Below are 23300 nucleotides of genomic sequence, written 5' to 3'. Positions count from 1 at the left end.
CAGAGCTCCTACCAGGTTCGGCGGTCTGACCGGCGGCGCGCCAGGCCTTCCAAGCCAAGAGCTGATATCTCGCCTCGCGTTGGTATTTGGGCCCGGAAAGCGGGTCGTTGAAGGGCGTGCTGAATCCCGGCTCAAGCACGAGGCCTGCCAGCAAGGCGATCCTTTTGCGACGTGTGACGTTCTCTTCAGCGGTCAGTTCTTGAACATCGCGGGTCTTCGTGTCAAGCAGATGCTCAAGACCTTCAAGCCCGAACAGAAGCGGTGATTCCCAGGAGTGCTTCTCCGGGAGCAGGTGCCAGGAGGCCCCCTGCACGCACTCATTCCACAGCGTCAGGTATGTAGTCCAAGCTGACGCAGCAGTTACGCGCGTAGCGTCCACCTCGTGTTGGCATGCGATCGCGTACCACAGAAGGCGCGCGGCCTTGGGCAGCTCAGAGGTTCTAAGGTCTGGAGCTTTTAGAGAAGTTTTGACTGTCTGTATGATGTTCGCAACAGGCGCCTTGTAGAGTTCGACGTTGTGAAGTAGCTGCAGTGCAGATTGGCGATCCGTGGTTGGTGCGATGGACCAAAACTCCCATCCGGATTCGCCATCGCCGATAAGCGGCGGCTCCCATGCGGGGCCTGACGCAGCCAAAGCTCTACCCTGATTGATGTATACGAAGAATTCCTCCGCACTCATTGCGGGTATCTCGTCAGCTTTGGCCAAGAGCGTCAACTCAAGCGCTCGCGCATGTCGATCAATCGACTCGCGCATCTCACTGAGGGCAGTCGGGCTGTCGGCCAGCAGAACGATGTCATCGACATATCGGGCGTAGCCAACGCGGGTCTTCTCCGTATTGAGCCGTTCGATGATTCGGTTGGCTTCCTGGTCCAGTGGAAAGAGCGCTATCGAGCCAATCCACGCCGAGAGAACGGGCCCTTGCGGTATGCCACGCGTCGGGTCTGACTCCTCCTCGGTGCCTGTATCCGGCCGACGGTAGGCCACCCCGAAGAGTTGTTCGTCCAACCTCTCAAGAACCGTTGTCGCCTTCTCTGCTGCGCCTAGCGTGCCTGCCTGCATTCCGAGCAGCTCGGCAAATCCAGGGGTGTCGCCGGTGACGGATTCGATCGCCCGCTTAAGGCGGGCCTGAAGGCTGTCCCGCACGACGTAGCGGCGCAGACGGTCGTAGTAGCGCTTCACGTCGAGACGGACCGCGTACACGTATCCAATCTCGGAAACCTGCCGTGAAACCGACTGCATGAAATCGAGCCAGCACTCATGGAACGGGCGGTACATGCCCTGCGAAGAGGCTGGTTGCCTGCCCTCCACGACATCCATGTCAATCTGATAGGCGAAGCTCAGGGTGCGCGCACTCAGCTCACCCCAGTTGCCTTTCCCATCGCTATCAAAGCCAGTCGTGACTGTCCGCCGCTCCTCGCGGTAATAGCGAACTGCCGGAATGCACCGGCTGAACGTTGAATCCGAGTACGCGCTGTGATCCCATCGTTCTGTGAGGATCTCGTTCAGCAGATATTGCTGGATCGTGAGGTCCTCTGGCCTCGGCATCATCTTGAGCCGTGGGTCCGATCCCCCGAAGGTTCTAGGAACCCAAACTGCGTCATAGGAACCCACTGGCTCGGCATGCCGGCTTTTCAAGCGCTCAATCAGAAGCGCATTGAACGCCGTTGCAGCGATGTCAAGACGCTCCCAACGCGGCTCATCACAAGGAAGCTCGCCTCGTTTCGAGCCCATGTAGGCCAGAAGGCGAGCATGGTTCAGTCGGGCCCGAGCGTCGTTGAGAAACTCCTCTGACAACGAGCCGTGCGCGTCCGCCTTGGCTTCGGCTAGATGAGCCGCCCAGTCCCTCAGGGCTTGAACGCTCTGTGAACTCCCCTCGGTCGGACTGCCGATCTGGACGAGCGAAGCGGCATCTTTGCCGGCAACTCGCCTCAGCTGCCCTGATGCACGCGTGAAGGCGCGCATCCTTCGAGAGCGAGGCGCCGCTAGCCAAGTCGAGTCATTGAGCGTGTCGTCTGCGGTTGTGCCGAACGCGAAGGCAAGGATAGCCAGCGATGCGTTGTAGGTAGACTGATTCAGAAGATCGGTCGCTATCCCAGCCTGCAGAGTTGCAAAGTAGTCGCTCGGATCCTTGGCGTGTTCTGCTGGCACGCCCACTTCACCCAATCTCGCATCGGTAGGCCAACAGAATTTGCAGTCAAGACCGGCTGCCAACAGCTTCAGGCATGCGTCGGCGGCGCCCCTCAGGCCGGCTTCGTCTCTGTCGAAGCAGACATTCACCGTCACCGTGGTCGCCTGACCAGGCAAGCTATCGCACAAGACCTTGATCAGTTGGACTTGCTGCTCGCTGAGCGCGTTACCCATGACGGCGACCGCATTGAGGCCGACACTTTCTAGTCTCAACGCGTCCAGAAACCCCTCGCACAGATAGAGCGACTGCTCCTTCTTTCCCTGCTTTGCACCTTGTCGTAGCCTTTCAAAGGCGTACTCGGCGCGATAGAGGACTCGCGCCTTCGCGAAGCCGCGCGTGAACTGGTACTTCGGGCTGGCTGATCCGCCGGGACCGCCTGTAGACCTAGCCCCAAGGCCGACCAGTTGCTTCTGGTCGTCGTACAGCGGAAAGACGACACGCTCACCAACGAAGAAGTCGCCGTACTTAGTCGACGACGCGTCGCCCGCGTTGAGCGGCATATGCTGCGCCGCTCTGACGCCCGGAAACAGTCGTCTGATGAGATAGGCGTCCTCCAGAAGTCCTGCTCGTTCGCGCTTTCTAGATCCATCCTTCTCCGCATCAATTCTTCCGGAAAGGAAGTTGCTGCTCGCATGCGCGAAGCCAGCCCGCCGAATGATCGTTGGGTCGAGATTCCGCTCAGCTATCCATGCGTCAAGGCGTTCAGCACTAGAACTGCGTTGATACATGCTCAGTGCCAGCTCAAGGCCCGAACTGGCTTCTGATCCGCTACTAACTTTGGACCGACGCGTGCTTGGAGTTTTTCCCGTCGAGACGATTGCAAAGCCGCTGGACAGCCACTCTACGGCTTCTCTGAAGCCGACATTGAGACGTTCCTTGACCAGATCAATTGCATCGCCGTGTGCGCCGCAGGCGAAGCAGTGGAAATGCTGTCGGCCGCGGTCTCGACTTGAGTCGATGAGCAAAGACGGAGTCTTGTCATCGTGGAATGGGCATAGAGCCTTCGCCTTCGTGCTGGTCTCAACGCGGAGCTCCATGCCCAGACGCTTCGCAACTTCATCGATTGGAACGCTGGCAAGAAGCCTGTCGTAGTCGATTCTTGGCACTTTTTTCCTCCCTTGTTGGCGCGTTGACCTCGGCCTGCTCTGCTACGGGTCGCTTGGCGCTCTTTATCGGAGCCCCCACAAACGTGCCGCCGATGGTCAAGAACGGTCCATATAGATAAAGTTTAGCCGCGGGGCACCAATGTTGATTCATGCATGCACGCTAAGGTGCGATTTGCCGTCAGGCGTAGCGGGGTCAGCGAGTCGATCGCCGATGCTCATGGCCGAGTATCAGTGGCCACAAGTAGCTGCTTACGGGTAGCCGGATGCCTAAGGGCAAGGCGCCGTTGTCATGCAGATTTGGTGCGCCTTGACTGGCAGCAACGGGTCGGTAGCGGAACCTGGCTGCATTCATACCGGCTTAGCCGGTGCCTGAAGAGCCGAATGTCCGATATCTGACCCACGCCGATCATTCAGTGCACGACGACGGACGTCTGCAACCGCTGCACACCGGCTGTTCGTAAGCAGGAAAACCCGGCTCAAGCTCCCCCTGCACATTCGTGGTTCTGCCGTGCCTGTCCGGCACCCTTAGTGCGATGGGAAAATCTCGGATGATGAAGAACGTTCAGCACCGACAGCCCAAGAGGGCAAGCGCAGAGCAGCTCAGCGAGCACCGCTATCTTGAGCTCATGCGTGGGGTCAGTGCCCTCTTCGCCGTCGCAGAAATCGATGAGGGCGCACAGAAGGAGGACGTCATAGAGGACATCAAGAGAACGATGTCCGAGTTTGGACTGACGGCTGAAGACTTGCGGTAACAGATCAGGTTGTCCAAAGCCAGAAGATGCGCCCTCAGAGCGACTGCTCCGGCTCTCTTGCAACGTCCTCAGGGATATGTTCCATCAGGTCCTCCACCTGGCATCCAAAGTACGCGCACAGCTTGTCGATCGTCTCGGTGCCCGTGCCATAACCCTTCTGGTTAAGGATCTTTGACAGCGTCATCCTGTTAAGCCCGGTGCTCGTTGCGATCTCGTTGATCGTGATCCTGCGGCCTTCGCTGAACTGCCGTTTCTCGATCATCTCTCCGAGCTTGAACCTGATCATGATGCGAGAAGACGTCGAACGATAAAAATATTTATCAAATGACTTGCAAAGTCATCGTTGATGTGTAAGATAGGCAGCAAGTGATGAATATTTTTATCGCTTGATCGCTTCATCATACAGGAGAGCACGATGACCGAGCACACGTATCTGACCACTGAAGAACTCGCTGGGAAGATCAAGTACGACCCGCGAACGATCCGGGAACGACTCAAGGACAGTGTCCTTCTTGAGGGGGTGCACTACTTTCGACCTTTCGGTGGGAGAAAGATCCTCTTTCTCTGGGAAGCCATCGAGCGGGACATGAAGATTCCTTCTGTCAACCAGCCCGTCGGAATCAGTGGCATCCCAATGGCCAACGGAGCCATGGTCCATGGCTAAGGTCGTTGCCCGCAAGGAGACTGGAAAGCTCCAGATCGACTTTACCTACAAGGGTGTCCGCTGCCGCGAGCAGACGGCGCTGATGGACACGCCTGCCAACCGAAAGCGTGTTCAGGCAGTGGTGGACAAGATGGTGGCTGCCATCAAGGAGGGGCGCTTCGAGTACTCGGAGTTCTTTCCCGGCAGTGCCATGGCCGCCAGGTTTCAGTCAGCTCATGAACCTGCCGAGTCGAAGACCGAAGGCAAGCGGGTTCAAGAGCCAGAACACACCGGCCCCACCTTCAGCGATTTCGCCGATCAGTGGGTGCAAGAGCGCAGCATCGAGTGGCGGCGCAGCCATATCCGCTCGCTGCTCTCGACGCTTGATGGCCGCCTCAAGCCGTATTTCGGCAGCAAGGTGGTCAGCAGCATCACCAAGACAGACATCCTTGCTTTCCGCGCCGCTCTCGCCAAAGAACCAGGTCGCGGAGACAAGGTGGGTTTGTCCCCCAAACGCATCAATGAAATCATGGGCACGCTCAGGCAAATCCTGGCCGAAGCTGCTGACCGGTTCGAGTTTACGTCGCCGGCCATGAACATCAAGCGACTGCGGGTCAAGAAGACCGATGTCCAGCCGTTCACGCTCGATCAGGTCCAGACCATCCTGGCCACCGTGCGACCTGACTTCAAGGACTACCTGCAGGTGAGGTTCCTGACCGGGATGCGTACCGGCGAAATCAATGGCCTGAAGTGGAAGTACGTGGACTTCGAACACCGGCTGATCCTGGTGCGCGAGACCCATGTTCTGGGTGAAGACGACTACACCAAGACCGATGGCAGCCAGCGCGATATCCGCATGAGCCAACCGGTGTACGAGGCCCTCAAGCGGCAGCAGGCCATCACCGGCCGTGCCTCGGTCTACGTGTTCTGCAACCTGCTGGGTGAGCCGCTGGACAACACCAACTTCACCAAGCGGGTCTGGTATCCCTTGCTGCGCCACTTGGGCTACGAGATGCGGCGTCCTTACCAGACCCGACACACCGCAGCGACCTTGTGGTTGGCCGCCGGAGAGGCGCCCGAATGGATCGCGCACCAGCTCGGCCACACGAGCACGGAAATGCTGTTCAAGACCTACAGCCGCTACGTGCCCAACATGACGCGACAGGACGGCTCGGCCATGGATCGCCTGCTGGCCAGCCGCATGGGTGCGGGCCCATTGGTACGCATTGAAGACCCGAGCACGGTCGGCCTGCGTCAGCCCAGTGGCCTGCCGCGCAGGGATGTCTATGTGCCCATCGAGCACCAGTCGCCGATGGCCATTCCAAAGCCGCGCGGCCGGATCGCTGCTACCCGGCGTGTCGCGGATCGCACGCCCCACAACCAGGGCGGACCGCCGCTCGGATGCGTGACGGGTGCGATGCCATCACGTCGCACCAGCCGCATGGCGTTGGCCGTGCGCTGACACCCTAACACCAGTCATTGAGTTCTCCCTGCGAGTGCGCTGCAAAGCGCCAGGGCAGGGGGCAGGGCGCAGCCTTGCCCGGATTTGACAACGGCCTTTCGCATGAGACCTTGGATGCGTGGCCACACCTTCCATCAACCGATTGAACCGAACAAGGACATCACCATGAACCGCAAGAACCTCAAGGCCAAGACCCAAGCCAGGAAGACCGTGCAGCCCAGCCAGCGCTGGTGGCGCCAGAAAGCGCTCGAAGCGCAGCACGAGCAGGCCGGCGCAAGTGCCGACGCAGCCGATGCCATCGCCACGCTCGTCACCCGTTACGAACTCGACGGTATCGCGCTCTTTTCCATCCTGCCAGAACACCTGGAATGCATGCACCCCAATCACATCGAGGACCTGATCAGCCGTGCGGAAGAAGGGAGGTGGCGCTTGACGCTGCAGACCGCCAGCGCCTGCTTTGTGATCACCCTTCATCCACACGAGCTCGACCGGACGCTCTTGGCGAATGGGCTGAGCATCGTGGTGAACAAGACCGAGTCTGAAGTCAACGCCGATGCCTCCGTTGCTGACTCAGCCGGTGCCGACCCGTCGGCGCCCACCGATGACGGCCCGGCCAGCACCCCTGAGGCCTGACCAGCGCTTGTCCCCACGCGGGAAGCCGCCCTGTTGGCCAGTGGCCGCTTCCCGCACCCCTCTCATTACCTCCATTCATCAGAAAGCCATTCCATGAACTCACCCAAAGAATTCCCAGCCCAGCCGCCCGAGCGTCACATCGCTACCCCGGCTCACCACGGCCTGTGGAGCCCGGCGACCGAAGCGCTGATCCAGACCCTCTGGGCCGAGCAGCACATCCCCGCTGCGGCCGAGCTGCGGGAGATCCCCAATCTCTTCAATCCCGATCAGGACCACCGCATGGATCCCCGGTTTCTGACCCAGCTGCGCGAGCGGGTGATCACGGGTCGGGTGCGCTGTGGTGACTCGGCGATCGATGACTTCATCGACGATGCGCTGGGCGATGACCTGCTGCTCGAGAGCTTCTTTGTCGTCAAGGACACCCGGGCCGGCCGCCTGGTGCACCCGATGGATCGGGGCTTCATGCGGATTACCCCATTCCAGATGGTGACCGAGCTGGCCTGGGCGTTGTCTGTGGCCGACGGTGTCGAGCCGATCGAGTCGTCCCTGATGCATGCGGCGGGTCTCTTCTACGGCTGCGGCTACTTCCTGTGCGCGCATCCCCACAGCGTGGCCAGGCGCCAGGGCCTGCAAGCCACGCTGGAGGACATCCGCCGTGCCCGAATGAAGGCCTTGTCCGCCCCCCTTCGGAACCTGACCGAGAACTTCCCCATGGACGGTGCATTGCTCTCAGGCCTGCTGCTGGGCTGGCCCTACGCCGAGATCCCCCGAATGATGGCCGGCCTGGAAGAAGACGACACGCAGCTGCGCAGCAAGCATGCGCGCCTGCTCACCCGCCTGCACCTGCGCACCACCAAGGTCAGCCACATCTGGCAGGACCTCGTGCGCTGGACGTCCCCGAACGCTTGAACGATTTCACAAGAAGGAGAAGGCAATGAATCAGAACGAATCGAAAGAGCCAGGCCAAGACCATTATCAAGACGTTCAAACGGCGGTGATGCGCTCCGAGCGGGGCGGGACCTGGTGGCAGCTCATGGCGCTGATGTCGGTATCGGCAGTGATGATCGCGGCAGTCTTCACGGTCGGCAATGAGCTGGAGCTCAAGAAGGACTACGTCCAGGCGTCCGAACCGGCGGGCAAGCTCCAGGCGCTGGTCGTGACCGACAGGCACAAGCGCCGCGATCCCCTCAGGCTGGAGGTGACCACCGATCGGTGGGTCTACGCCGCCAAAGGCAGCTTCGCCGCGCTGCTCGGTGCCGAGCTGACCGAAGAGACCCTGGGCCAGGGTGATCGGCAGCTGTGCACCCCCCAGCGGGCGATCTGTGTCCCGATCGAGGGTCGTGTGCCGGTGACCTCTTCTGACCGCAAGGAGTGAGCCATGCACAAGATGATGTCCAAGTCCCGCTTCAGCTGGCAGATGCAACGCACGTCCACCGGGGCGGTGTGCAAACGCCGTCACCCAGCTCAGCGTGACCACCGGCCGCTATCAGAGCGTCAGGCCCAGCAGTGCTACGTCTATTTGCTGGTCCACAAGGATGAACCGCGGTTCAAGATCGGTGTGAGCAACCAACCGCTGATGCGCGCGCAATCGCTGCCTGAATCCGGACAGATCCACCTGGAGAACTCGCTGCAGGCACTGTTCCCCAGCCGGGTTCGGGCGCACCAGGTCGAGCGCGGCTTGCACCGGCTGCTCGACGGTCTTCGGCTGAATGTGGTCGCTGAAGATGGCGGTGCGTGGGGTGGCGGCACGGAGTGGTTTGCGATCGAGGGCATGAGCTACGCGGTCAACATCCTTCAGAACACGCCGCTGACCGACAACGGTGATGGGCTGGTCACCCTCTCGCACCTGATCACTGAGGAGCAAGCGCAGGAGGAGAGCAAGCGTCCCTGTCCGCGCCAGCGGCGCATGCGGCGCGAGTTCGATGCGGCGCAGGCCAACCTGGCCCACATGAACCAGATCGTCAAGACGTTGCGACGCCTCAACGATGAACTGACCATCACGTGGCGCAAGGCTGAGCGGGGTTCGAAGCCGAAGGAGGGCGCCAGCGAGAAAGTGAAGGTACTGCTGACAGTGGTTCACGGGGAGCTGGTGTGCCTGCACGGCATCAAGGACATGTGGGAGCCCGAGGTCCTGTCGATCCGCTACCAGATGTGCGATTCCATGTTCTGGATGTTCGAGACGGGCAAGGTCCGGGCAGATCAGCGCAAGCACTCCTGGCTCAAGCGCATCCAGTTCGACTGGAAGGACAAGAGCACCCTGCTGCTGTGTGTCGAGGACCGCAGCGTTCTGCAGGCCTTGCCTGGTGGGCGGGCGATGCTGCGGTTGTGGGACAGCCTTTGGGCTTCGTGAGGGAATGCGCAGCAAGGGTGGGAGCGGTCAACCGCTCTCGCTTGACTGCAGGTGGGTCCACCAGGTCGGCGGAGGAGCTGGTAGTCCTCCGCGCTCAGGAGTACCTACGGATGTCTAGCAGGCCGTTGAAAAATCCCCCGCCTATGCTGGCGTCGGCCAGTACGATCTGAAGCCATCGGCGAACGACCCATACCAGGACGATGAGAGGCAACCAAGACTTCCAGGGGGCGATGTTCAGCTACATCAGCATTGAAGATCGAGTGCCACAGGCACATCGTCGATAAAGAAACACGTCGATGCTCCCAGGGACTGTTTGACGAGTTTCACATCGTCGATGACGAGGTCGAGCGCCGCCGTTGCTACGTCCAATGGGGGGCGGCTGCGATGCCCCCTCTGGCCGCGAGCTGCGGCGGGGTCTTTCAAGACCAAGAGACTGACCCTCAGTCTTCGTCATTTGAGGAGCGGGTGGCCCGATTTGCGCAGGTTGAAGTCCGGCCGCAGCAGCAGGCTTTTCGCGATGCAGTTTTTCGTGCTTGTGGGGGACGGTGCGTTGTGAGCGGATGCGAAGTGCCTGAAGCACTCGAAGCCGCGCACATATTCGGCCGCGACTGGCGCAAGGGGGAAAACAGCGCCGAAGACGGGATATTGCTCCGGCGGGACCTGCATGCACTCTACGACAGGGGGTTGCTCACGATTCAAGAGAGCGGTGCAGTGGAGCTCGACCCAAAAGTCAGACCCCATTACAAGGTTTTCGACGGCGTATTCATCAACTCCCAAGCTTTGGCTTAGCAGCGTCGCTCACAGCTCCAGCGTGGGGGCGCTGGAGCTGCGCCGAACTTACACCCTGAGAGACGGTAGCGTGCTGATGGAACCTTGCTACCTTACCTCCAACGTCGTCGTAGAGGTCGCCAAGAAGTTCACGAAATGAACCGCCCCGGGTTTCCAGGAGGCCGGTTGATTTAAGTTGACACCTCTGTTGAGGTGTTGCTGTTGGCGAATTGCCTCCAGTAGTTTGCCTCAGCTTCTGCCGGAGGGATGCCCCCAATCGGCGTAAGCAGTCGGGTGTGGTTGAACCAGTGCACCCACTGTAGGGTGGCCAGTTCCACGGATTCCCTGGTCTTCCAGGGTCCCCGGCGGTGAATCAGCTCGGCCTTGTACAGCCCGTTAATGGTCTCGGCCAGGGCGTTGAACTGAGTGTCGTAGCTGTCACCCCGGCTGCCCACAGAAGGTCTGATGCCTGCCTGGTCCAAGCGCTCGGTGTAGCGGATGGAAACGTATTGACTGCCCCTGTCGGAATGGTGCGTCAAGGCATGGGCTGCAGGCTGGCGGTCGTACAAGGCCTGCTCCAGCGCATCCAGCACAAAGTCCGTCTGCATGCTGCGGCTGACCCGCCAGCCCACGATGCGCCGGGCATACACGTCCACCACGAAGGCCACGTACAGCCAGCCTTGCCAGGTGGAGACGTAGGTGAAGTCCGACACCCACAGCTCGTTGGGGCGGCTGGCCTTGAATTGCCGGTTGACGTGGTCCAGCGGGCACGGTGCGGAAGTGTCTGGCGTGGTGGTGCGCACCGTCTTGCCACGGCGGGCCCCTTGCAAGCCCATGGCACGCATCAGCCGCTCCACGGTACAACGTGCCACCGGGAGGCCCTCGCGGTTCATCTGCAGCCAGACCTTGTCAGCCCCGTAGACCTGCCAGTTGGCGTGCCACACGCGCTGGATGTCGGCTTGCAAACCCTCGTCACGCTGGGCGCGTGCACTGCGCAATTGGGGGTTGCGTTGGCGGGCTGCATGACGCCAGTAACACGACGGGGCCATCTGCAACACCCGGCAGATGGGCTCGACCCCGTAGTCATCACGGTGGCGGTCGATGTAGCTCTTCAAGACTTCAATCGGCGGTCGAGCTCCGCCTGCGCGAAAAACGCGCTGGCCGTCTTCAGGATGTCGTTGGCCCGGCGAAGCTCCTTGACCTCGCGCTCCAGTTCCTTGATGCGTTGCGCATCCGAAGTGGTGGTACCGACACGCAGGCCGCTGTCGACCTCGGCCTTCTTGACCCATTCGTTGAGGGTCTGCGGCACGCAGCCAATCTTGGGGGCTATCGACTCAATGGCTGCCCACAGCGAGGGGTAGTCGCCTCGGTGCTCCTGCACCATGCGCACGGCGCGCTCGCGGACCTCGGGTGAGAACTTGCTTGACTTTGTCATGGCCCCATCTTCTCAGACGTTGGAGCCTCCTCATTTCCCGGGGCGGTTCATTGCTCAAATTTGTTCTCCCTCGAGCCTGGGTTTTATCTACCGCAAGTATGTACGGGTGAGCGGCGGATTGTCGGCGTGCGCTTTTTTCTCTGCGGACGAGACTTCTCGCACCTCTTGGAGTAGACGGGTGCCAGATAGGCGGCGGGAGGATATTGCTCATGGTCCCCGGTTAGCGCTGCTCCAGCAACTTTGCCTGGCAAAAGGATAGTGACGGCAAAAGACCATCTAGTATTGGGGGAAGGGCTACCTACGGAGAGGGGCGTCCGGCTTCCACTAGCGCAGAAGTAGCCAAACGCTTTGGCCCGCAAAGACTTCAGGAAAGTTGACCGAATGAGTGCAAGTACCCTGCTAACACAGCTGCTTAACTACGTTTTGGAGCAGGACAAGGAAATTGACCCTCGCGGCTTTCGTTTGCAGGGGCACAAGGGTTTCCTGAAAACGCGCCGCGATGTGCAGGGACTTCCAGGAGTGGACTTCAACATTCAGGTGGAGGGGGACCACGTCTGGATGCAGGTCGCTCGATTGGACCCGATAGCCCCACCGACTCTCTCCGATGCTCAGTGGAGGGGCTTCGTTGTCGTACCCGCAGACCCCTTTGGGGCGCTCCCGCGAATCGACGAAAACAGTCTAGTACACCGAATCCTGACGGAGAAAGAAGGTCGACCTGAGGTAGAGCACAGTGCCATCGATGCCAAGTGGCGGCAAGGGGCCAAGCAAGCCTTGAGTAGCTATCTGCCCCTGTGGCAGGCTTGGGCCGCTGGTGAAGCGCCCAGACGCACAACTATCTCTCTCTACGGAGACCTTTTTGCAATCAAGCACCAGATAGAGGCGGAGGAGACAGCCAAGCCCCAAGAGATGGTGTGGGGCATTGGGGTCGCAGCGTGGAAGCTGAAGTTCGCTGGCCGAGGTGGCACAGAGGAGGTCGCCTTTCAGTACCCGCTCATCACGCAAGCGATGGAACTCGCCATCGACGAGCAGAGCTTGGCAATTACTGTTCGCCCGCGCGCACTTGACCCGCGTCTTGAATTCGATGCCTTTGCTGGGTGTCAAGTTCAAGGTGCCGCAGAAGTCGAAAAGAGTGTTGTTGAGATGCTAAGCAGGAGCGCCGAACGCCCCCCATCCCCATTCGACAAGGGCAGCTATGAACCCTTGCTCAAACTCATTGCTGGCAACCTCTCGGAACGTGGAAGCTATTTGCCAGCCCAAGTCGACTCCTTGAAGGCTGAATCACTGCCGACACCGGCGGACGATTTGGTGGTGTCTGACACCTGGGTTGTGTTGACGAGGCCCCGGTCAAACAACTACCTGCACGAGGATATCGAGCGACTCAAGAAGCGTCTAGCCGAAGGCTGTGATATTCCCCAAGGGCCGATGGCTCTCGTAACCCCACCTTCTGATGAAGGACAGGACTTCACCCCGGTGAGATTTAGGGGGCTTTCTGGCTATAGCGGAGGCTCAGGCACTTCCGGTGGGCCGGTGCGAGAGTTGTACTTTCCACTCCCGTACAACCATGAACAGGTGACCATCATTGAGCAGTTGGAGCGCTCTCAGGGGGTGGCAGTTCAGGGCCCACCGGGGACAGGAAAGACGCACACGATTGCCAACATTGTTTGCCACTACTTGGCATTAGGACGCAAGGTGCTTGTGACTTCCAAAGGTGAACAAGCCCTGGAGGTGTTGCAAGGGAAGATACCCAAGGAGGTTCAGCCCCTGACCGTGGCCTTGCTCGCGGGTGACCGTGCGGGAATGCGCCAGTTTCAGTCGTCTATCGAATCCATCATCCACAACCTGTCGCAACTCAACCCAGAGGTTGTCCGAGAACAGATACGGGCTTACGGTACCGCGATTGAAAGAGCGCACGTTGAGCTTTCCCAAATCGACCGGCGCATCGATGAAATTGCCCAGGCGCAGCTGTCCGATGTGGAGGTCGATGGCGTCCCGATGAGAGCGCAAAAGATGGCCGAACTGGTCCTAAACGGTCAGTCCATGTATGGGTGGTTCGATGATGCCATCACGCTTGGCCCTGAACACGCTCCGCCCTTGAGCGGTGAGCAGGCTCAACAGCTTCGCGAAGCGCGCCGCCGTCTGGGGGTGGACCTGCCCTACGTGCATTTCCGCATTCCTGCGAGCGACGCCCTGCTCAGCGCAGGAGAAATTGCCGAGCTGCATCAAGCCCTTGTAGACATCCGGCAAATAGAGGCTAGTGAGACCCAGGGGGCGTTGCTGTCACTGCGCGCAACCAATGCACAAGTTTTGCAGCGCGCACGTGAACTCTTGGTGGGTGTCGAGTCCGCTATGCAACTGGCCACCGAGTTGGAGGAGACAGGGGAGGTCTGGACCATGGACCTTCGTCGCAAGTGTTTGTCGACGACCTACCAAAGCGAACGCAAAGCGCTGGAAGCACTTTTCGACGAGGTAACGGTGTTGGTGGAAGCACGGGCCGAATTCCTAAAGCGCCCGGTGGAGGCTCCTGAGGCGAGTCTCAGCAATGTCAAAGTGCGTGAGGCGGTGGAGCGAGCCACACAGACGGGCAAGCCGTTTGGCCTGATGAGCTTTGGTGCTGGTGAGATCAAAGAACAAGTGTCCGCCATCCGGGTGGCGGGTCTGCCACCCGCGAGCACCAAGGACTGGGAGCACGTACAGCGCTTCATATCGCTTCATGCACGGGTCATGTCATTCAGCGTCAGGTGGAATGAATTTGCCGAATTGCTCTCTGTACCGAAGATGGGGGGTGGTGTGGCGGCCTTGAGGACACTTGAGAGGGTGTCTCTGCTTGCCTTGAAGGCGCACCGACTGGCGATTGAATTTGATGCAAGGCTCCCCCTCCTCGCCGAAGAGGTTTTTGCGAAGCCGCCTGTGGAACGAATTCGCGGTACGTCGTCGCAGTTGGCCGAGGTTCGCCAACATCTGCGCAGTCACCTGATGCGTGTTGAACTGGCCAAGGCGACCACCGCTTTGACCACTCTGCAGGAAAAGATGGCTGGTACGTCTGGGCCCGCAGCTCGTGCGCTCCGTGAATTCGTGGAGCATTCCCTGGGACGCGCTGATTTGCCAACAGAACGTGCAGTGGCGGCGTATGCCGAGCTGGTGAGCGAGTTGCGGCGGGTTGAGGGTCTTTCAAGCGATTTGGCCACTGTCCGTGACTTCGCCGCGCAGCTCGAGCGTGGCGGTGCTCCCCGACTCGCAGCCAGAGTGGCTGGTGAGCTTGTTCCCGCCTCAGGAGAGGACCGCACGCTCCCGACAAATTGGCGTGATGCTTGGACTTGGGCTCGTGTGCGCTCCCACCTTGACTCCATCGAATCAAGGGAAGAGTTGTTGACGCTCTCAGCCCGCCGACGGGAACTGGAAGGGGGGCTGGCCAAGCTGTATGAAGACACCGTCTCGCAATCAGCTTGGCTCTCGACCAAGCAAAATGCCACCGCGAAGGTTTTGTCCGCCCTGGAAACCTATCGAACTGCGGTGCGGCGTATTGGCATGGGCACTGGTCCGAATGCGGTCCGCCACAGGCGCGACGCTCAACGCGCGATGTTTGATGCTCAAGGCGCTGTACCCTGCTGGGTGATGAGTCACGCCAAGGTCTCTGAAACGCTGCCGGCTCAGTTGGGCAGTTTCGATTTGGTCATCGTCGATGAAGCCAGTCAATCTGACCTATGGGCCTTGCCCGCAGTGCTTCGAGGGAAAAAAATTCTTGTCGTTGGTGATGACAAACAGGTTTCCCCGGACGGCGGCTTCATATCCTCGGGACGCATCCAGGAACTCAAGGACCGTTTCCTGTCCCAGCAGCCCTACGCTGCGGTGCTCACGCCAGAGAAGTCGCTCTATGACATCGCATCGACGGTCTTTGCCGCACAGAAGGTCATGCTGCGCGAGCATTTCCGATGCGTCCCGCCCATCATTGCCTATAGCAACACCTTCTACGAGGGTTTCATCCAGCCGCTTCGCATTCCAAGGGCCTCCGAACGGATTGACCCGCCCTTGGTGGACCTGTATGTACGAAACGGATTTCGAGGCCCCAAGGATGAGAATCGGCAAGAAGCCGAGGCCATCTGTGCCGAGATTGAAAAGATTGTGGGAGACCCCGCATTGGCCGGTCGTTCGATTGGTGTCGTATCTCTTCTTGCGACCGAGCAGGCCAAGCTCATCCATACGCTGGTGCGAGAACGTGTTGATGCCATGGAGTTGTTGAGACGACGGTTCGACTGCGGCGATGCCCGGCTTTTCCAGGGTAGTGAGCGAGACATCATGTTTCTTTCCATGGTGGTGGACCCAAGAAACTGCAAAGCGCTTTCCGGAAACACAGCTGAGCAGCGGTTCAATGTGGCCGCCAGCCGCGCTCGCGACAGGATGTATCTGGTGCGCTCTGTGCAGTATTCAGACTTGTCTCAAGCAGACCTGCGTCTAGGCCTACTTGCCCACTTCGCCAAGCCGATAGACGGGGGCGTGGAGGAGGCGAAGAGCCTCATCGAAGAGTGCGAATCAGGGTTTGAGCGCGACGTCTACCAGTCGCTATTTGAACGCGGATACCGGGTCGTCCCACAAGTGAAGGCGGGGGCATTCCGAATCGATATGGTTGTTGAGGGCGCAAATGACACACGGCTGGCCATCGAATGCGATGGGGACGAGTTCCATGGCCCAGACCGCTGGGCCGCAGACATGAACCGCCAGCGGGTACTTGAGCGAGCGGGATGGGTTTTCTGGCGTTGCTTCGCTTCCACCTGGTCAATGCGGAAGGACGTAGTTCTTCAAGACTTGCTGTCCCGGCTGACCGCCATGGGCATTGAGCCATTGGGAGCATTGGAGCGCATGCCCTCTCTAGTCGAGTACCGCGAGTGGCCCCCAATCGACGGACCGGTCGTCAGCTCTGAGGATATGTTTGAGGAAGTGGAGGTGGCAGAGCGCTCTGCTCTGGATGTCGAAGCCGCCCAAGCGGAGTCAAGCAAGATAGCTGCGGCTCAGAGCGCGCCAACTACCGTGCACCCACCTCTGAGCGTCCAAGTTGAAAACACCCCAGAGTTGGGTCTTGGCAGAATTGAGAGCATCTCCTTCAGCGACGTGCGAACCAATGGGGATGCCATGGCACACCCGATGGGGCGCGCGTATGTCGAGGTGCTCCTTGAAGAGCTTCAAGAGTGTGCTAACCCTGAGGGCTTTTTCGAGCCTAGTTACGTTCCCACCCTGTCGGCCATGGTGGAGCGGGTGGTTGAGGTGGAGGGCCCCGTACTTTCCAGTGTGCTGGCCCGACGAGTCAGCCGAGCCCATGGGTGGCAGAGGACCGGGAGCCGCATTCAAGACCATGTAGAAGCAATTGCGCATACCCTGTTTCAATCGAGCGTTGAAGAGGTAGGCACGTTCTTTTGGCCCGATACCCTGCCGCCAGGCTCTAAGGTGAGTTTCCGTGGGCCGGTAGACGGCCAGCAAAGGGCAGTGGATGAGGTCTGCATGGAGGAGTTGCGCGACCTGGCCCAGCAAGCAAGTTCAGTGTCAACGGATGAGGATGATTGCTTGGTCAAGATGGCCAGACGGTTGGGGATACAGCGTCTAAGGGCTGCGAGCCGCAGCAGACTGACTGTTGCCCTTCACTCGGTTGTGGAGCAGTGAGTCCGAAACCACCCCGTCAGTTGAGACACTGAGAAGTAGTGACGGCAAAGAAGGCGTGTAATCACTTTCTAGAGTTCTGCGCTATGCCATGCTGGCGCGAATCAGAATTTCAGGCCTGAGTGGTCGCACGCTGCCCAGAGGAGCGCCTCTAGGGTGCAGCACTGCTGAGGGGACCGCCCGAGCAGAGACTTTGGAGTCCGTCCGACCGGTATTTCGACACTTGTCCGCGTGCTAACCAAGAGCAATTGCACCCTAGGGTCCAGACGGCTCCGACTTTCCGGATAGAGCGCCAAGAACAAAGGAAACGATGTTTTTGCATGTAGCAGTGCTGAAGCCCCAATCGTCCGTTACGGTTTTGGACACCCATGAGTCGCGCACGACCATCGCTCCATCCTCTTCCTCGCCCAGTTGTATCGCGAAAGAGTAAATGCCAGTGCGAGTCCTAGGACGCCAGATTTGCAGCATTGGTGGTTGAAAGCACACGGACCACTTGTCATCTTGTGACAGGCCTTCGAAGCCGCGCTCGAGTCCGTCGCGACTTGATGGTGGAAACCTTGCCTCGAAGCCTAGGTGCACCGGATTGGGAGGCAACTCCTGCAAATCGACCTGCAGCTGAGGAGGTGTGAGTCCCTTTGCGAGCGAGTCACATAGGGCAAAGGCGTCTGTAGTTCTCAACCATCGAGGGCGCACCCGACCGAGCGAAACATCACACGCTTCCACCGCAGCAGTCATGCGCCGTGGAATTTCTGAGTACCCGAATCTTGCCCCCAGTAGGCCTGCAACTATGCAAGCGTTCGTATCGGTATCACCGCCTTCCGAAAGTATCGTTCGAAGGCCATCTTCAAACGACTGCGCATAAAGAAGGTGATGGAACGCATGCGTAAAAGCAATACGAACAAAGCCAGGCTGTGGGTAGCAGCGCGGTAGCGCCCCTTGTTTCGCACCAGCTAGCCAGGTGTGAACAGTAGTGGCACCATTATCCGAGGTGCGCGCCAGAACTTCATCCGCCACCAAAAAGGCGCCGTGATGGTCACCTGGGTTGAGTATCAGATGACGAATCGCCAACACATAGGTGGCTGACGCCCAGCCACACGTTGGGTCGGGGTGAGTCAGGGAGGCATCCATCAGGGCTGCTTGGACCGCAGCCTCCGTAGCTACTGTCGTAGCCCAGACACCCAAAGATGCGCAGCGCATCAGTGCCCCATTCGATAACGAGGCCTGGTTCATGGATGCAGCTTGCTGCTGCATCGCGTCTGCGGAGCTTTCCCTGATTCCGGTGCTAAAGGAAAGCGCGCTACCAATCGTGTTCCCCACATCGAAGGGCTTACTTTGCAGCCAAGATTGATAGTGATTTGCGACGCGCTCGCGGGGATAGCCGGTAGCACCACACAGGGCTCGTGCTAGAGCTATAGCAAGCTCTCCGTCATCTGTGATTTGTCCAGGTGCCAGCCCAAAGACACCTCCGCCGTTCATCTCTAGTGCGCGCTCCACCTCGTCCGGTGAAGGGCGACGACCTAGGAACTCGAGCGTCCCACCTGCTGCGTCGCCAACAAAGGCCCCCATGAAGCAGCCCTGCGCCCTATCCAATCCGGCCATCAATGATTCCATTGCGTCACCTTTTCAGCCCGTACCAACAGAAATGAAATCAAGGGGCCAGATACGTTATGCAGAGCATACGGGAGGTCCTCCCCACGCTATCGCGATAGGCGGTCGAAATAGACTGCTCTCGCCTTGCCCCGGGACGGCACTCACGCCCCGTTGGTTGTCCGGCGACGAACTCAGCCACCGCAGGAAGCAGATGTCCTACACCGATCGAACTAAGTTCCCACGGCTGTGACAGCGCGGATGTACAGCTGAAAAAAGCCGGCCTGCCCATCGGCCACCATCCAGCCGACTTGGCATACCTTCTCTGGGCGAAGTGGCGGAGCACTGGGCACGGGTCGCCCCCGGTAACGTGGACTGAAGTTGCTGATGGGCAGCAGGATTTCGACCCATCGATCGGCGGGAGGCTGAAAACCCGCCTGGTAGTTGACGCCGTCCAGGCCGTCCTCCATGCGCAGATTCAGCTTGAAGCGTTTGCCGTCGCCTCGCACGTGCAGGCGATAGCCTTCGGTACCCTGGATACCCAGTCGCAGCGCCGGGTGGCGAACCGACGCGAACCCGCCGCCGTTGGCGGTCGATACATCACCTTCAAAGACGGCATGACCATCTGGATGAAACCGCAGCTGGCTGCTCGAGATCCCGCCCATCACCCTGTCGTCGATGGCGACCCAGCCTTCCACTGACGAGGGGATGCTGAAGTCGAGCACTTTCATGAATCGATTCTGGCATGTGATCCAGGACACGCGGACTCACAACGTTCACCCTTAAGGAAATCATGTCAGCTTGAAAGAGCTTGAGCATCTGTCAGCTCCCCTGCTGGCAGCAGATCCTCCCCGATGCGGTCGTTCCCAGCCAAGCCGAATCTTCCCAGTTGCTTCGGAAACGGAGGCCCTTCATGTTCGTGGATCTCGGAGTCGGTGAGAGGTCGAGACGTGAACTGGCGCGGGTCGCGATGGGACCGGACAAATTTGTCCGGTCCAAATTCAGTAGGTATTTGGTATTGAGTTGTGGTTAATTTTTGTAAATGGCGACAGAGTTTCAGGGTGGCCAAGCGAAAGCTGCTCCCAAACCGTCTTCATTCAATTCAGAAATGACGCTCGCTCACACCACCATTCTTGCTGTCCGGGTTTGATGGAGTCGGCGCCCTGACATCCAGCCGGTCTTCGACCTTGGATAGGAAAAGTCCGGATCACCTTTCACAAGCCTGCCATCAAGGAGAAGATGACGTGGTGTTTAAGCGTTCGAAGCAGCCCAAAGAAATCGTGATCGACCGACTCGGCGATTTAGCAAACAAGACAGGCAAGAAGACGGTACTTGCCAGCTTTGCCTCGCTTCAATCCCTGCCCCTTTTTATTGAGCAGGACCCGGATGGAAAAACATGGATGGGCGGACCAGTTCATGCGGCTCGCTGGGATGACATTGAGGATTTGGCCAACGTGGCCAGAGAGGTACTGGTCAGGACAGGCACTTTCCAAGACACAGGCCTCGGTCTTGAGTCCGCGCTGCTGTCAACCCAGGATGGTTGGAGTCCGAAAGTCAGCATCGTGACAGTGGCTGAAGAACTGCAGGAACCAGAGCATCATCAAGTCAGGAGCCTCGTCCCTGTCGTGATGGACTGCATAGTGCGAGGTGAGATGCATCACACTAAGCGTATCGACTCGGACCTCAGCGACGAGCAAATGCAAGTCGTCCACACAGTGACGACCAATGCGCTGTCATCAAAAGGCGGGCGTGTCCTTCAGGCCGCAGTAGACGTCCACGTCTTGGGCGAATCCATGGCGACGATCAAAGGGAAACTCGGACCGAAACCGGACCGGTCTGACTTTTCTCCTCAGCCTCTTGACCTTCGCGGCGTGTGTGTCGGCTTCCACGTTGGTGGCGAAGTCATTTTCTTCGTCGATGACACCAGGGGTGAGGTCAAGCTTGGCTTTGGGCGCACACAGGTTGACCTGCTCCAGGTGGCGAGGCTCGTCAAGGACAGACAGAAAGTCGACGTGCGCGCTCATCGCACGATCAACAAGTCCGGTGCCGAGATGCTCGCTTTTGTAGCCTTCAAAGAAGTATCGGTGGAATCTGGTGATGCCAGCGGCCTACTCGGCTTGAGGTAGGGTGCTGCGTATGGAACCCACGTGATTTGCATTGCCAATGAGCGCGGATTGGACACGGCAACGTCCGGACGAGCGCTATGCCCCCAAGGCTCAGTTCACAGCGGCCAGGCGCTGGGCCGCTTCTCTCTTGCCTAGACCGCGAAGGCCTGCGATACGTTCGGCCTGCGCTGCCCTTGGCACTGCCTTGCCGGTTTCCCATCGAGCGACAGAAAGCGTGGAGCACTCCAACAGCTTGGCCATCTCTGCCTGGGACACACCCAGCTTGGCGCGCTGCGCAGCGAATCGCTCAGGGCTGAACGCCCGTGTGCGGCGGCCCGGCTCGGCGGCAGGCGCCTGCTCCGGCGGGGCGACCTTCTTGACCACCTTGCCTTGAGCCCTGAGCTGGGCGCGCAGCTCCTTGACGTCGCGTTTGAGCGCGGCGATCTCCGACCGGTAGGCGTGTGATGACTTTTTCAGGGCCAACAACTCGTCGCGAAGGATCTTGCGGGTGACCCGCGAGATCTCGGTCTTCAGTGCAGAGGATAGGGTGCTCATGGCGCAGATGGTAAATCACAGGCCTGACGGACGGGGGCCAACGGGCGCCCAGCCGCGCTGTTGCGCTGCCTGGCCGGTGGTATAACCCGCGGCTTGTCATTCACACTGGAGATCCTGAACCATGAACCGCGCAGAACTCGTCGAGATCCTGGCCACCAAGAACGAACTGTCCAAGGCAGCGGCCAACGCCGTGCTCGACACCCTCATCGAGACCATCCAGACCTCAGTAAAGAAAGGCGATACGGTTCAGCTGGTGGGCTTCGGCACCTTCAAGTCCGTCAAGCGCGCGGCCCGCGCAGGCAAGAATCCGGCCACGGGCGACAAGATCAAGATCCCGGCGGCCACCCTGCCCAAGTTCATCGCTGGCGCCAAGTTCAAGGACGCCGTCGATCCCAAGGCTGCCAAGCGCCGCGCTGAGAAGGCTGGCAAGTAAGTCGGCATCCGGCACTCAGCTTCTCTGTGGAGCTGCGGCCGGGCATCATGGGGCGCACCGGCTCTACGGTGTCTGGGCGCCACCCATCGCAAGCTCCTTGGCGACCTGCTCAAGGGCTGCGATGTTGATCGCTGTGATGGCCTGGTTATCGGCCAACGCCTTGGCCACCAGGTGCGCCAGCCAGAGATCGTTGCGCTCAGCCTCGGGCGCGGCTCTGTTCACGGCGTGCAGACATGAAATTGTTGGCTCGCAAGGATCTCCAACTGCCCGCCAATTTTTTGTGGGTGCTTTTATACGGCAGCGTCCATTAGTGAGATTAGCAAACGCTGTGAGGATTCAGCGCATCAATGTGCAGGCGTGAGCGCAGCGCCTTGCTTCAATCATTCGTTGCCGACCCGCTGCACCTTCTCCAGGTTGTCGAGCATGTGACGCAACAGCTTGACCAGAGTTTGCTTCTCCTGTGCAGTCATCCCTTCGAGAAGTGCTTCTTCTCTGGCCATAGCGAACTTGTAGATCTTGTCGTGAAGAATGTTGCCTTTGCGCGTGACGCGGTACTCGATGCGTCTCAAGCCCTGAGGACGACTTTCTAGGTATCCCTCTGCTGCCAAGGTGCTTAATGACCGGCTAACAGCACCTTTATCCAGACCCATCAACTCGCAAGCAGTGCTGGCGGTAGACCATGGGTAAATCTTGAAGTAAGCCAAGAGACGCCATTCAGTCACGCCCACCCCGAACTTGTCGTGGTAGAGCGCAGAAGCACTGCTGGCGACTTTGTTGGAGAGCCACAGCAGAAGGCCGGGAACGTAATGATCTAAGTCCAGTTGCATGGCTTGAGATTCTCGCTTGAGAAAGTTCATCCTGCGTTGATCACGCCCCCGTCTACCGTGATGACCTGCCCGGTGACATAGTTGGCGGAACTGCTGCACAGAAAACCAACCACGCCCGCCACGTCATCCGGTTCCCCAAAGCGACCCAGAGGAATTTCCGCCAAGCGTTGATCTCCCAAAGACGATATGAGGTCCTGCGTCATAGCAGTTCTTATCAATCCGGGTGACACAGCGTTGACAGTGGTGTCAGGGGCGAGGTCTCTGGAGAAAGCCCTCACGAGGCCGACAACCCCGCCTTTGGCGGCTGCGTATGAAGCTCGGCCGGCAGTTCCTCTTTGAAACGCCCTGGAGCTGCACAACACCACTCGAGACAGCGCGTCTGGATCGCGCGCTGCACGAAACGCCATCACCATTTGGTAAGCGTTGCGCAGGTTGCCGGCCATGGCCCGCTCCCATACAGAGAGATCGCCCAAATCGAGTGGGTCGTGCTCGAACACACCTGCCATGTGCACCAATGCATAAACCGGTCTGCCAGCAGCGCGGGTGGTTTTAAGGCAGGCCTCTGCGTCCGACAAGTCCGAGGCCACAACAGTAACCCTCTTGTTGTCCAGTGACTGTTCTAAAGCCTGCAACCTAGCCTCATCCTGGTCTACCAGGGTCACATGAGCGCCAGCCTCAAGAAACCATCTTACACATGCCTGTCCGATACCTCCGGCGGCACCTGTGACTACTACATGGCGATCAAGAAGGCTTTGATGATGTGGATTCATGGGTTCTCAGAAAACGTTGACATATCAACCTAAACGGAT

At 59.4% G+C, this 23300-nt stretch carries 20 protein-coding genes and 1 other annotated feature; of the genes, 11 read left to right on the top strand and 9 right to left on the bottom strand.

What is annotated here, in order from left to right; translation table 11 throughout:
- Positions 1–3295 (bottom strand): CHC2 zinc finger domain-containing protein (locus HPS01S_RS08715; protein WP_157576155.1); only part of this gene is annotated, 3295 nt, incomplete at its 3' end.
- Between the two features lie 548 nt (positions 3296–3843).
- On the opposite strand from HPS01S_RS08715, the gene HPS01S_RS08710 reads away from it, so the two are divergent.
- Entirely contained in the window at positions 3844–4047 is a 204-nt protein-coding gene (locus tag HPS01S_RS08710; RefSeq protein WP_066154006.1) for a hypothetical protein, read from the top strand.
- A gap of 34 nt (positions 4048–4081) precedes the next feature.
- Here HPS01S_RS08710 and HPS01S_RS08705 read toward each other — a convergent pair whose 3' ends face one another.
- On the bottom strand, positions 4082–4309 hold the full coding sequence (locus tag HPS01S_RS08705) for a helix-turn-helix domain-containing protein (RefSeq protein ID WP_255284185.1): 228 nt from the start codon (positions 4307–4309) through the stop codon (positions 4082–4084).
- 153 nt (positions 4310–4462) lie between these two features.
- Here HPS01S_RS08705 and HPS01S_RS08700 point away from each other — a divergent pair, with 153 nt between their 5' ends.
- From HPS01S_RS08700 to HPS01S_RS08670, 7 genes are all read left to right on the top strand, one after another.
- The gene (locus HPS01S_RS08700) at positions 4463–4711 is read left to right on the top strand and encodes a hypothetical protein (RefSeq protein ID WP_066154000.1); all 249 of its coding nucleotides are present in this window, start codon (positions 4463–4465) and stop codon (positions 4709–4711) included.
- Positions 4704–6152 (top strand): Arm DNA-binding domain-containing protein, encoded by a 1449-nt coding sequence (locus HPS01S_RS08695; RefSeq protein WP_084397186.1) that lies wholly within the window; start codon positions 4704–4706, stop codon positions 6150–6152. The genes HPS01S_RS08700 and HPS01S_RS08695 overlap by 8 nt, the downstream gene beginning before the upstream one ends.
- Positions 6153–6266: 114 nt before the next feature.
- Complete coding sequence (locus HPS01S_RS08690) at positions 6267–6785, top strand: hypothetical protein (protein WP_066153996.1); 519 nt, start codon at positions 6267–6269, stop codon at positions 6783–6785.
- 93 nt (positions 6786–6878) lie between these two features.
- Positions 6879–7694 (top strand): hypothetical protein, encoded by an 816-nt coding sequence (locus tag HPS01S_RS08685; RefSeq protein ID WP_066153993.1) that lies wholly within the window; start codon positions 6879–6881, stop codon positions 7692–7694.
- 25 nt (positions 7695–7719) lie between these two features.
- Positions 7720–8160, top strand: a complete 441-nt coding sequence (locus HPS01S_RS08680; protein ID WP_066153991.1) for a hypothetical protein — start codon at positions 7720–7722, stop codon at positions 8158–8160.
- A gap of 3 nt (positions 8161–8163) precedes the next feature.
- The gene (locus HPS01S_RS08675; RefSeq protein WP_066153988.1) at positions 8164–9135 is read left to right on the top strand and encodes a GIY-YIG nuclease family protein; all 972 of its coding nucleotides are present in this window, start codon (positions 8164–8166) and stop codon (positions 9133–9135) included.
- A 384-nt stretch (positions 9136–9519) separates the two neighbouring features.
- Positions 9520–9924 carry an HNH endonuclease gene (locus HPS01S_RS08670; protein ID WP_255284189.1) on the top strand — a complete coding sequence of 135 codons (405 nt, stop codon included), beginning with the start codon at positions 9520–9522 and terminating at the stop codon, positions 9922–9924.
- 170 nt (positions 9925–10094) lie between these two features.
- Here the strand turns inward: HPS01S_RS08670 and HPS01S_RS08665 are convergent.
- Positions 10095–11338, bottom strand: a protein-coding gene (locus tag HPS01S_RS08665; protein WP_157576153.1) for an IS3 family transposase whose coding sequence is annotated in 2 segments (ribosomal slippage) — positions 10095–11050 and positions 11050–11338 — 1245 coding nt in all. Because the reading frame shifts where the segments join, the coding sequence is not laid out codon by codon here.
- Positions 10944–11060, bottom strand: a sequence feature (AL1L pseudoknot). It overlaps the preceding gene by 117 nt.
- A 381-nt stretch (positions 11339–11719) precedes the next feature.
- Between HPS01S_RS08665 and HPS01S_RS08655 the strand changes: the two genes are divergently transcribed.
- Positions 11720–16987 carry a DUF3320 domain-containing protein gene (locus HPS01S_RS08655; RefSeq protein WP_084397185.1) on the top strand — a complete coding sequence of 1756 codons (5268 nt, stop codon included), beginning with the start codon at positions 11720–11722 and terminating at the stop codon, positions 16985–16987.
- A 252-nt stretch (positions 16988–17239) separates the two neighbouring features.
- Here HPS01S_RS08655 and HPS01S_RS21510 read toward each other — a convergent pair whose 3' ends face one another.
- Together HPS01S_RS21510 and HPS01S_RS08650 are read right to left on the bottom strand one after the other, a co-directional pair.
- Complete coding sequence (locus HPS01S_RS21510) at positions 17240–18595, bottom strand: ADP-ribosylglycohydrolase family protein (protein ID WP_084397183.1); 1356 nt, start codon at positions 18593–18595, stop codon at positions 17240–17242.
- Between the two features lie 209 nt (positions 18596–18804).
- Complete coding sequence (locus HPS01S_RS08650) at positions 18805–19302, bottom strand: CIA30 family protein (RefSeq protein ID WP_066153978.1); 498 nt, start codon at positions 19300–19302, stop codon at positions 18805–18807.
- A 516-nt stretch (positions 19303–19818) separates the two neighbouring features.
- Here HPS01S_RS08650 and HPS01S_RS08645 point away from each other — a divergent pair.
- Positions 19819–20697: a hypothetical protein gene (locus HPS01S_RS08645; protein WP_157576151.1), complete on the top strand. Its 879-nt coding sequence runs from the start codon at positions 19819–19821 to the stop codon at positions 20695–20697.
- 90 nt (positions 20698–20787) lie between these two features.
- On the opposite strand, the gene HPS01S_RS08640 is transcribed toward HPS01S_RS08645, so the two are convergent.
- Complete coding sequence (locus HPS01S_RS08640; RefSeq protein WP_066153971.1) at positions 20788–21231, bottom strand: helix-turn-helix domain-containing protein; 444 nt, start codon at positions 21229–21231, stop codon at positions 20788–20790.
- Positions 21232–21352: 121 nt separating this feature from the next.
- Here HPS01S_RS08640 and HPS01S_RS08635 point away from each other — a divergent pair, with 121 nt between their 5' ends.
- Positions 21353–21664 (top strand): HU family DNA-binding protein, encoded by a 312-nt coding sequence (locus tag HPS01S_RS08635; RefSeq protein ID WP_066153968.1) that lies wholly within the window; start codon positions 21353–21355, stop codon positions 21662–21664.
- A gap of 63 nt (positions 21665–21727) precedes the next feature.
- Here HPS01S_RS08635 and HPS01S_RS21765 read toward each other — a convergent pair whose 3' ends face one another.
- From HPS01S_RS21765 to HPS01S_RS08625, 3 genes are all read right to left on the bottom strand, one after another.
- The gene (locus HPS01S_RS21765; protein WP_157576149.1) at positions 21728–21886 is read right to left on the bottom strand and encodes a hypothetical protein; all 159 of its coding nucleotides are present in this window, start codon (positions 21884–21886) and stop codon (positions 21728–21730) included.
- Between the two features lie 158 nt (positions 21887–22044).
- Entirely contained in the window at positions 22045–22521 is a 477-nt protein-coding gene (locus tag HPS01S_RS08630) for a MarR family winged helix-turn-helix transcriptional regulator (protein WP_157576147.1), read from the bottom strand.
- A complete protein-coding gene (locus HPS01S_RS08625) occupies positions 22518–23261 on the bottom strand; it encodes an SDR family NAD(P)-dependent oxidoreductase (RefSeq protein WP_084397181.1) in 744 nt (247 codons plus the stop codon). The genes HPS01S_RS08630 and HPS01S_RS08625 overlap by 4 nt, the downstream gene beginning before the upstream one ends.
- Between the last annotated feature and the right edge of the window lie 39 nt (positions 23262–23300).

This window comes from Hydrogenophaga pseudoflava NBRC 102511 (genome assembly GCF_001592285.1).
GTDB lineage: Bacteria > Pseudomonadota > Gammaproteobacteria > Burkholderiales > Burkholderiaceae_C > Hydrogenophaga > Hydrogenophaga pseudoflava.
Note: the sequence above shows the minus strand (reverse complement) of the source record. Positions and strands in the feature narration are given on the sequence as shown.

Excerpts from the sequence above, each read along its gene's own strand:
- HPS01S_RS08710 (WP_066154006.1), top strand. The coding sequence starts at position 3,844 with ATGATGAAGAACGTTCAGCACCGACAGCCCAAGAGGGCAAGCGCAGAG.
- HPS01S_RS08705 (WP_255284185.1), bottom strand. The coding sequence starts at position 4,309 with ATGATCGAGAAACGGCAGTTCAGCGAAGGCCGCAGGATCACGATCAAC.
- HPS01S_RS08700 (WP_066154000.1), top strand. The coding sequence starts at position 4,463 with ATGACCGAGCACACGTATCTGACCACTGAAGAACTCGCTGGGAAGATC.
- HPS01S_RS08695 (WP_084397186.1), top strand. The coding sequence starts at position 4,704 with ATGGCTAAGGTCGTTGCCCGCAAGGAGACTGGAAAGCTCCAGATCGAC.
- HPS01S_RS08690 (WP_066153996.1), top strand. The coding sequence starts at position 6,267 with ATGCGTGGCCACACCTTCCATCAACCGATTGAACCGAACAAGGACATC.
- HPS01S_RS08685 (WP_066153993.1), top strand. The coding sequence starts at position 6,879 with ATGAACTCACCCAAAGAATTCCCAGCCCAGCCGCCCGAGCGTCACATC.
- HPS01S_RS08680 (WP_066153991.1), top strand. The coding sequence starts at position 7,720 with ATGAATCAGAACGAATCGAAAGAGCCAGGCCAAGACCATTATCAAGAC.
- HPS01S_RS08675 (WP_066153988.1), top strand. The coding sequence starts at position 8,164 with ATGCACAAGATGATGTCCAAGTCCCGCTTCAGCTGGCAGATGCAACGC.
- HPS01S_RS08670 (WP_255284189.1), top strand. The coding sequence starts at position 9,520 with ATGCCCCCTCTGGCCGCGAGCTGCGGCGGGGTCTTTCAAGACCAAGAG.
- HPS01S_RS08655 (WP_084397185.1), top strand. The coding sequence starts at position 11,720 with ATGAGTGCAAGTACCCTGCTAACACAGCTGCTTAACTACGTTTTGGAG.
- HPS01S_RS21510 (WP_084397183.1), bottom strand. The coding sequence starts at position 18,595 with ATGGAATCATTGATGGCCGGATTGGATAGGGCGCAGGGCTGCTTCATG.
- HPS01S_RS08650 (WP_066153978.1), bottom strand. The coding sequence starts at position 19,302 with ATGAAAGTGCTCGACTTCAGCATCCCCTCGTCAGTGGAAGGCTGGGTC.
- HPS01S_RS08640 (WP_066153971.1), bottom strand. The coding sequence starts at position 21,231 with ATGAGCACCCTATCCTCTGCACTGAAGACCGAGATCTCGCGGGTCACC.
- HPS01S_RS08635 (WP_066153968.1), top strand. The coding sequence starts at position 21,353 with ATGAACCGCGCAGAACTCGTCGAGATCCTGGCCACCAAGAACGAACTG.
- HPS01S_RS08630 (WP_157576147.1), bottom strand. The coding sequence starts at position 22,521 with ATGAACTTTCTCAAGCGAGAATCTCAAGCCATGCAACTGGACTTAGAT.
- HPS01S_RS08625 (WP_084397181.1), bottom strand. The coding sequence starts at position 23,261 with ATGAATCCACATCATCAAAGCCTTCTTGATCGCCATGTAGTAGTCACA.